This window comes from Pedococcus sp. (assembly GCF_036554925.1).
In the GTDB taxonomy this organism is placed as follows: domain Bacteria; phylum Actinomycetota; class Actinomycetes; order Actinomycetales; family Dermatophilaceae; genus Pedococcus_A.
Genome location: NZ_DATBMI010000213.1, coordinates 1 through 7,819, shown reverse-complemented (window position 1 = coordinate 7,819; position 7,819 = coordinate 1). Strand labels below are relative to the sequence as shown.

Annotated in this window: 8 protein-coding genes and 1 pseudogene; all 9 read right to left on the bottom strand. The window is 74.4% G+C overall.

Going from position 1 to position 7,819, the window contains the following annotated elements; genetic code table 11:
* On the bottom strand, nucleotides 1-599 hold a 599-nt coding region (locus VIB11_RS16245; RefSeq protein WP_332032607.1), incomplete at its 3' end, for a lyase family protein.
* A 35-nt stretch (nucleotides 600-634) separates the two neighbouring features.
* Nucleotides 635-1,783 (bottom strand): hypothetical protein, encoded by a 1,149-nt coding sequence (locus tag VIB11_RS16240; RefSeq protein WP_332032606.1) that lies wholly within the window; start codon nucleotides 1,781-1,783, stop codon nucleotides 635-637.
* Between the two features lie 43 nt (nucleotides 1,784-1,826).
* Complete coding sequence (locus VIB11_RS16235; protein ID WP_332032604.1) at nucleotides 1,827-2,036, bottom strand: hypothetical protein; 210 nt, start codon at nucleotides 2,034-2,036, stop codon at nucleotides 1,827-1,829.
* Nucleotides 2,033-2,425, bottom strand: a complete 393-nt coding sequence (locus tag VIB11_RS16230; protein ID WP_332032603.1) for a hypothetical protein — start codon at nucleotides 2,423-2,425, stop codon at nucleotides 2,033-2,035. The genes VIB11_RS16235 and VIB11_RS16230 overlap by 4 nt, the downstream gene beginning before the upstream one ends.
* Nucleotides 2,422-4,221 carry a glycosyltransferase gene (locus tag VIB11_RS16225; protein WP_332032601.1) on the bottom strand — a complete coding sequence of 600 codons (1,800 nt, stop codon included), beginning with the start codon at nucleotides 4,219-4,221 and terminating at the stop codon, nucleotides 2,422-2,424. Before VIB11_RS16225 ends, VIB11_RS16230 begins: the two co-directional genes overlap by 4 nt.
* Complete coding sequence (locus VIB11_RS16220; protein WP_332032599.1) at nucleotides 4,214-5,494, bottom strand: polysaccharide biosynthesis protein; 1,281 nt, start codon at nucleotides 5,492-5,494, stop codon at nucleotides 4,214-4,216. The genes VIB11_RS16225 and VIB11_RS16220 overlap by 8 nt, the downstream gene beginning before the upstream one ends.
* Nucleotides 5,491-6,303, bottom strand: a complete 813-nt coding sequence (locus VIB11_RS16215; RefSeq protein ID WP_332032598.1) for a glycosyltransferase — start codon at nucleotides 6,301-6,303, stop codon at nucleotides 5,491-5,493. Before VIB11_RS16215 ends, VIB11_RS16220 begins: the two co-directional genes overlap by 4 nt.
* A gap of 8 nt (nucleotides 6,304-6,311) precedes the next feature.
* The gene (locus VIB11_RS16210) at nucleotides 6,312-7,403 is read right to left on the bottom strand and encodes a hypothetical protein (RefSeq protein ID WP_332032596.1); all 1,092 of its coding nucleotides are present in this window, start codon (nucleotides 7,401-7,403) and stop codon (nucleotides 6,312-6,314) included.
* Nucleotide 7,404: 1 nt separating this feature from the next.
* Nucleotides 7,405-7,819: pseudogene (locus VIB11_RS16205) on the bottom strand (hypothetical protein); the annotation flags it as partial.

The window sequence follows — 7,819 nt, the reverse complement described above, 5'->3', positions numbered from 1 at the left end:
CGCTGGAGCCGGTGGGCCAGCACGGCCAGCTCCTTGCCCATGGTGGTCGGGGTCGCGGGCTGGCCGTGGGTGTGCGCCAGCAGCGGCACCTCGCGCAGGTCGGAGGCCATCGTCGCGACCGCCTCCACCAGCGCCTGTGCCCTGGGCAGCCAGACCTGCTCGACCGCGCCCTTGACCATCAGGGCGTAGGAGAGGTTGTTGATGTCCTCGGACGTGCAGCAGAAGTGGATCAGCTCGGCCAGGCCCTTGTCCTCGGGTGCCGGCGCGATCTCGGTGAGCCGGCGCTTGAGGAAGTACTCGACGGCCTTGACGTCGTGCTGGGTGACCCGCTCGATCTCGCCCATCTCGGCGACCTGCTCGGGGCCGAACTCCTCGACGACCGCGCGCAGCGCCTGCTGCTCGTCGTCGGTCAGGGCGCGCACGCCCGGCACGACCTGGTGCGTCGTGAGGTGGACCAGCCACTCGACCTCGACCCGCACGCGCTCGCGGTTGAGCGCCGGCTCGGAGAGGTGGTCGACGAGCGGGGCGACGGCGCTGCGGTAGCGGCCGTCGAGGGCGCCGAGGGCGAAGGGGGGTGTCGCGTCAGCAAGCGAGGCCATGGCGCTCATCCTCCCAGACGGCGTGGCGTCGCCGGTCACCCGCTCAGGCGCTCCGGGGTGTGCCGCGGGGGCACGGCCGCGGGGACCCGCCAGTACTCGAGGCCGCCCTGCACGGATCCGTCGCCGTCAGCGTCGATGAGGACGACGGGGAACAGCCGCGGGTCGTCGAGGTCCGGCCCGGCGCCGCGGATGTCGGAGCACCACGTGCCGGAGTTCGCCCACCGCGTGGTGGTGCCGGTGATGGGAGCCTCTGCGGCGCGGTGGGTGTGGCCACAGAGGTACCAGGCGACCGGCGCGCCGTGGGCCGCCAGGGTGAGGGCGATCTGTGCCGAGTGCGGCGGGGGCCCGGTGGCCACGCGGTGGGCGGCCCCACCGCGGCGGGTGACGAGGGGGGTGGCGAGGCGGGCGGCGAGGCGGGCGACGAGGCGGGCGAGGAGGCGGCGCAGGAGGCGCCAGCCCGTGGCGGCCGCCACGGGCACCAGCCGGAACCGGGAGACCCGCCAGAGGTCGCGGGCCGTCTCGGGCCGGAGCCCGAGACGGGCTGCCTCCGCGGCGAGCACCCGTTGGTAGGCGGCGCTCCCGGCCCGGCGCTCGGCCGCGCGCGCGGCCGCCAGCGCGCGGCATACGGCCATCACGGCCTCGCGTGGACCACCCCGCCTCGCGGCCCATGCCGTGAGCGGTGACGGCTCCACGGTGGTGTCGTCGTCCACGGCGGCCAGGAGCAGGGTCGGCAACCGGTGCACCGCATGGTGCTGGTGGCCGTGCTCGGCGAAGAGGACCCCGGGGACGTGCAGGGCCCAGGGGTGGATCCGCAGACCGTCCCCCCGGACGCCGAGCAGCTCGCCGAGCCGCTGTGCGGCCGCCGGCCGGACGAGGTCGACGTCGTGGTTGCCCACCACGATGTCGAGCTGCACGCCAGCCCCCAGACACCGCCGCAGCGCGGCGAAGACCTCGGGATGGGCGGCGGCGAGGTCGTCCACGCGCGCGCGGGCGCCCCGCCCGGTGCGGGCGCGCAGCTCGAGGGCGTCGCCGAGGAGGACGAGCGTCGTCATGTCGGACGGGCCGGTGGCGGCCACGACGCCCTCGAGGAACTGGACGAATGCCGCTGACGTGCAGCGAACGTCGGGCTCCCCGGTGCCCAGGTGCAGGTCGCTGACCACCCACCAGCGTCTCCGAGGTGTCACGGCAGGCGCCTCGGTGTGCGGGGCCCGACCATGCCGGCCATCCCTAGGCCAGCAGGCCGACCACTCGCGGGGCCACCAGCACGGCGGCGGCGACCCACAGCAGGGCCTCCACCCACAGCGGCACAGCCCGACCGCGCAGCGTCAGCCGCCGGACGCCCATCACCTCGGGAGCTGCCACGCGCCTCACCTCGCGCGCGACGACGACCCCGACGAGGGCGAGCGACAGCAGCAGGCCTGCCAGTCCGGCGGTCACGTCCGCACCCCCGCTCCGCGCACGGCGCAGGCGGTGAGGGTCACGGCGCCCAGCAGCACGCAGCAGACCTGCCAGGACCAGGTGCCGGCGTAGAGGAGGGCGGTGGAAAGGGCCCCCGCCAGCGCGAGGCTGATGGCCATCGCCAGGACGAGGAGGGGCAGGGGCTGCAGGGCCGGGTCGAGCAGGCGCACCACTGCTGCCCCGGGCAGCGCGAGCAGCAGCACCGCCGCCAGGAGCGCCTGCAGGGGCTGCGGCACCCCGACCACGACCACCGCCGGCACGACGGCACCCGCGGTGGCGAGCCCGAGCGTGAACGGGTCGTGCTGGCGGGGGCTCTCGTGCTTGGGCGCGTGGGGGCCCGGGGATGGGGATGGGGGTGGGGGCGTCATGGCGCTCCAATCCGGTAGATCCGGGCGTCGGGGTTCTCGTAGACCAGCGTGGTGCCCGGCAGCTCCCGCAGACCGCGCTCGTACTGCTCGAACGACCCCGGTGCCAGCACGCCGGTCATGACCAGGCTGGCCTGGGACGCTCGGTTCATCAGGACGAGTGCGCCACCGCGGTGGTGCAGGGCGTACTCGTGGATCAGCACCGCGCAGGCGTGGGGCCCGGTGGCCGTGCGGCACAGGTCCTTGATGGTGCGGTGGTTGCGCTCGACGTACTCCCGGTTGCTCCACGGTGTCGGGTGGGCTGCCGCGATGACGGTGGCTCCGTCGGGCGCGAGCTCGTACATCTTCTGCGCCGCGACGATCTCGTCCTCGGTGAACATGTCGAACCCCGCGTTGCCGTAGCGGCCGGTCACCATCAGGCCGGCGAGGGCCGAGCACAGCAGGCCCAGCCCCACGACGCGGACGACGCGGGCGCGAGGCGGCCAGCGACGGGGCAGGAGGGCGCCGGCCGCCAGGTAGGCCGTGAACGGCAGTGCGAACAGCGAGACCCGGATGAGCATCTCGCCGCCGTAGGACTGGGCCGGGAGCAGGACGAACGGAGCGGCCATCAGGAGCACCGGCCGGATGTCGCGGCGGCCGCGGCGCCGGTCGGCCAGGGCACCGGCGGCGGCCAGCAGCCACAGCGCCGCGGCCAGGGCCATCCGCAGCCGGACGATGAGGAGGTGGCCGGAGCTCCCCGCGACGCGCTCGGCGACGTTGGCCGTGGCCGCCTGGTCCAGCCCGATGTCCGCGAGCGGCGGGTGACCCAGCAGGTAGGAGCTGGCGGGGTAGGCCAGCCACACCCCGACGACCACCAGGGTGAGCAGCAGCAGCCCGGGCGCCCAGCTGCGGCCCGAGACGGTGAGGACCCCGATCGCCATGAGCAGCATGAACGGCGTCAGCTGGTGGCTGCCGGTGACGACGACGACGAGCAGGATGCACACGAGCAGGGCCGCCACCCTGCGGCGAGCGTCGGGCTCGCCCGGTGTCCGGCCACGCCACCACCGGAGCAGGCGCGCCGGAGCCACGCCTTCGAGCTTCGGCGTGTTCGCGCGCAGGGCCCCGAGCAGCAGGGCGAGGACGCAGAGGTGGAGGAAGAAGCCGAAGGCCTGCGGCGAGAGGTAGTCCTGGTCCTGCCAGTTGCCGAGGCAGAACACCCACAGGGCCAGCCAGAGGCGCCGCGGGTCGTCCGAGAGGGCACGCACGACCAGCGCCAGCGCCAGCAGCCACAGTCCCACCGTGACGACAGGTGCCCAGAGGGCGATCTCGAGGGCGCTCACGCCGGTGGTCTTGGAGACCAGTGCCAGGAGCGCGAAGAACCCGGGCCAGTTGAAGTACGCGTCGACCTCGGGGTTGATCTCCCCCGTCCGCTGGAGGGTGTCGGCGATGCCCACGTGCCGCCAGGACACCTCGCCCCTCGGGTCGTCGGTGACCAGGGCGGCAACCCCGAACATGACGAACACCAGCGTTGCGAGCAGCCACGCCATCAGCCAGCCGTTGGGTCGGTCCGCCCGGCCACTGAAGAGGGTCACGGCCAGCGCGACGTTGATCACCGCCAGACCGGCCCAGTAGGCGAGGGGCAGGCTGGCCACCAGGCCCAGGTCGCTCTCCACGGGAAGGGTCACGGTCGTCGCGGCGAGGGCTGACACGACGGCGCCGAGCAGGGCGGCCGCGACGCACACCCGGTCCTGCAGGGACCAGCGTCGGCCGGGCCGGGGCAGCGGGCTGGCGGCCTGGCTCGTGCTCGTCACCTCAGCCACGGGGAACCTGCCTCAGCAGGGCCGTCAGCCGCGCACCGGTGGCCAGGCTTCCGGCCGCGAGCACGCAGACCCACGCGAGGGCCATGGCGGTCACGCCCCGGTCCGCGGCCCACAGTGGCACCGCACAGAGCAGCACGCCGAGAACAGCGTTGACGGTGATCGCCTCCGTGAGGCGGCTGCGCGCGCGGCAGACGGCGTTGTAGCCCTGCACGATCGCGTACCCGAAGAGCCCGAGCACCAGCAGGCGGAGGGCTCCGGCTGCCTGGTCGCTGTACTCCTGCCCGAGGAGGCGCAGCAGCGGGGTGGCGGCGAGAGCGAGCCCCGCTGCGACCGCGGCGCCCACGCCCAGCGACCACCAGAGGCTGTGCCGGCTGGTCCTCCCGATGGCCTCGGGGGCGCGCACACCCTCCGAGAACTGCACGATGCCCATCAGGACCGGTGCGCTGTAGACCGCCCAGGCCATCATCCAGGCGGGGTACCAGTAGGCGGCCGTCTCCGGTGACACGGCGTGCGCGACGAGAACCGGCAGGAGCAGCCCCGGGGCCCGCTCGGTCAGGGTGAGCAGCTGGTTGGGCACGCCGAGTCCGAGCAGGCTGCGCCAGCGGCCGAGGCGGAACGTCGGCCGGTAGCGGTAGCCGATCAGCCGGCGGAGCTGCACCGCCCCGGCCACGCACGCGACGACCGCGCCGAGGGCCCAGCAGGTGAGCAGGGCCGCCGTCCCACCCGCGCCCTGCCAGGCGACCACCCCGGCCGCGGCGAGGGTCGCGAGCCCGCCCAGGGCGTAGCGGAGCCCGGAGGTCGCCCCGCGTCCCAGGGCCACGTGTGCCTGGTCCACGACGATGATGAGGGTGCCGGCGACCACGGCCACGACGAAGACGACCCACACGGCCGGTGATGCCGCGGCTGCGGCAGCGTCGGGGTCCAGCGCGGAGGCGAGGAGCAGGTAGCCCAGCGCCAGGGGGACGCCCGCCGCCGCGACCACGCTGAACGCCGTGTCGAGGGTCGGTTGGGCCGGGCGGCCGCGCCCGACCGCGAGGATGACCGCTGAGCCTGCACCCAGGGCGGCCACCTGGGTGCACAGCATCACCGCCGAGGCTGCGGCCGCGGTCAGCCCGACCTCCTGCACCGATGCCGAGCGGGCAGCGATGACCCAGAAGAGGAAGCCGGCGGCGGTCTGCAGTCCCTTGCCCAGGACCAGCCCCAGCGAGTTGTGGGCCAGGGACCGGCGCTCGAGGTCGTGGCGTGGGCCGGTCAGGGCGTCGCTGCGGGTCATCGCCTCAGCCCCTGGAGCATCCCGGCGTAGTTCCCGCCGCAGAAGGCCGCGTAGTAGGGGACCCAGCGCGGCTCCCGGTGGACGAGGCTCAGCAGCACGCCCCGCGCCGCAGCTGCCGCCGGCAGGACCGCGAGCCGGACTCCCCGCCAGCCGTTCGTCCGGATCATCCGGCCCATGCCGAAGCCGTCCATGAGGAACTGGTCCCGGGCGAAGGCGTAGGTGTCGGCGGCGAAGCGGTGCTCCACGACCACGGTCTCGGACACACCGGTCCGCATCCCGGCGCGGCGCATCCGCCAACGGAGCTCGATGTCCTCGCCGGAGCGGAAGCGCTCGTCGAAGCCCGTCCGCAGCATGACCTCCCTCTCGGCGACGGTGGCCACGAGGCCGAACCACCTGCGGCTCCGGCCCGTCCGGTGGTGGTGGGCCAGGGCGCGGCCCCAGTAGCCGGGACCGCCGACGCTGCGCAGCCCGGCCTGGAGGGCGTCGTACCGGCCGGAGACGCACTCGTGCAGGAGCGCCGCCACCTGGCCCTCCGCGAAGACGACGTCGGCGTCGACCAGCAGGACGTACCGGGAGCCGGCCTCGCGCGTGCCGAGGGTTCGTGCCCAGGGCAGGCCGCGACCCTCGTCGCTGAGCACCCTGGCGCCCTGCGACCGGGCGACCTCGCGGGAGCGGTCCGTCGACAGGCCGTCGACGACGATGACCTCCGCGAGGTTGCTGGCGCGCAGGGCGGCCAGGCACCGGGGCAGCAGGTCCTCGGCGTTGCGGGCCGGCACCACCGCGGTGATGTCGGCGGTCGAGGGCGCCATCACCGGGCCTATGCCGGGAAAGGCAGCACCGTGGGGACCAGCTTCTCCAGGAGCTGCACGATCACGTCGGACGCCTCGTCGGCGCTGTACACGCTCGGGACCTGGAGGACGTGGCAGGGCCGGCCGTCGAGCGCCTTGGTGAGGATGTCGCACTTCTCGTCGACGTGCGTGCGCCAGGGGATGACGGAGGTGGCTGCCAGCCCGGTGACGACGCGCTGCGAGAAGCCGGCCATCTCGATCTGGAAGTTGCCGAGCATCCGGTCCACCATCCACGTGGTGCTGCGGTCCTGGAGGCGGGCGCGGGCCCCCTCGAAGCGCTCGATGTAGACGGCCGCGGCCAGGGGCGCGGTCGTCGTGGGCACCCTCCCGGGGAAGGCCCTGCGCGCATCCACCATCCGGTGCTCGGGCGACCAGCGGCGCGCGAGGTCCGCCAGCCGCGGGTACCGGATCACGTAGGGGTGGACGCGGGTGGTGAACGATCCCACCGTCTGCGAGAAGCGCCGGGGTACCAGGGGTTTGCGGGCTCCCTCGAAGAGGTGGGGGTAGATCGCCTTGTGGTGCGGCTTGATGAACAGGGGCTTCTCGTAGCCGAGCACCGTCGCGTCGTCGGTCAGGAAGGCCCAGTCGTCGCCCATGAACGACCATCCGTCGCGGCGCATCAGCTTGGCCGCCGTGCTGGTCTTGCCCGTCCCACCGGCCGCTGGCAGGGCGATGGCGTGCCCCTCGAAGGCCAGGGTGGCGGCGTGGAACATGGCGGCGCCGCGCATGACCATGGCCCGGTCGAGCACCGGGACGAGGGAGGTCAGCAGCTCACCCGGGCCGTGGAGGCGGAAGCGGTCCCCGTCGCGGACGACCTGGACGCGCTCCTCGACGAAGCGCACGGCGTTCGGCGTGTAGGCCAGCTCGCGTTCGAGCAGCGCCGCGTCGGGCATCGGCTCGGGGCGGTTGTCGACCGTGATGTCGGGGGAGACCTCGTCCTCCGTGGCGAAGCACCGCAGCATGGACCGCAGCTGGGCGGCCGTGGGGGCGTTGGCGGCGACCCGGATGCCGAGCCGGCCGTGGACGTCGAAGTTCAGTGGGTCCTGGGGCCACGTGGACATGTCATCCCCCTGGGGAGGTCAGGGCCGCTGGGGCCGGTGATGCGGTGACGACGGCGCCGTTCGGGGCGGCGCCGTTCGGGGTGGTGCTGTGCGGTGCGGTGCGGTGCGGGCTCGCGTCGGTGAGGGGTCCTGGGGGCCTGGCCGCTCGCGCGAGACGCCGGCTCCGGCCGAGCCTCCCGGCGGCATACCCGAGGGCGGTGATCGCGAGGCCGGTGCCGCTGGTCGCCGCACTGGCCAGGCGCCAGCCGTCGCGCGTGCGCACGGCGGCGCCGAGGTCCCTGGCGATCCCCGCCGGGAGGACGCGGGTGGCGTACCGGCGCTCGGCGGACAGCGCGCGCCGGGGGTCGGCCAGGCCGGCGACCAGCGCCTTGCTGAGACCCTCCGACCAGCAGCGCCGGCGGAAGTAGGCCCAGCGG

Coding starts and splice junctions, on each gene's coding strand:
- VIB11_RS16220 (WP_332032599.1), bottom strand. CDS start 5,494: ATGACCCGCAGCGACGCCCTGACCGGCCCACGCCACGACCTCGAGCGC.
- VIB11_RS16230 (WP_332032603.1), bottom strand. CDS start 2,425: ATGACGCCCCCACCCCCATCCCCATCCCCGGGCCCCCACGCGCCCAAG.
- VIB11_RS16210 (WP_332032596.1), bottom strand. CDS start 7,403: ATGTCCACGTGGCCCCAGGACCCACTGAACTTCGACGTCCACGGCCGG.
- VIB11_RS16215 (WP_332032598.1), bottom strand. CDS start 6,303: ATGGCGCCCTCGACCGCCGACATCACCGCGGTGGTGCCGGCCCGCAAC.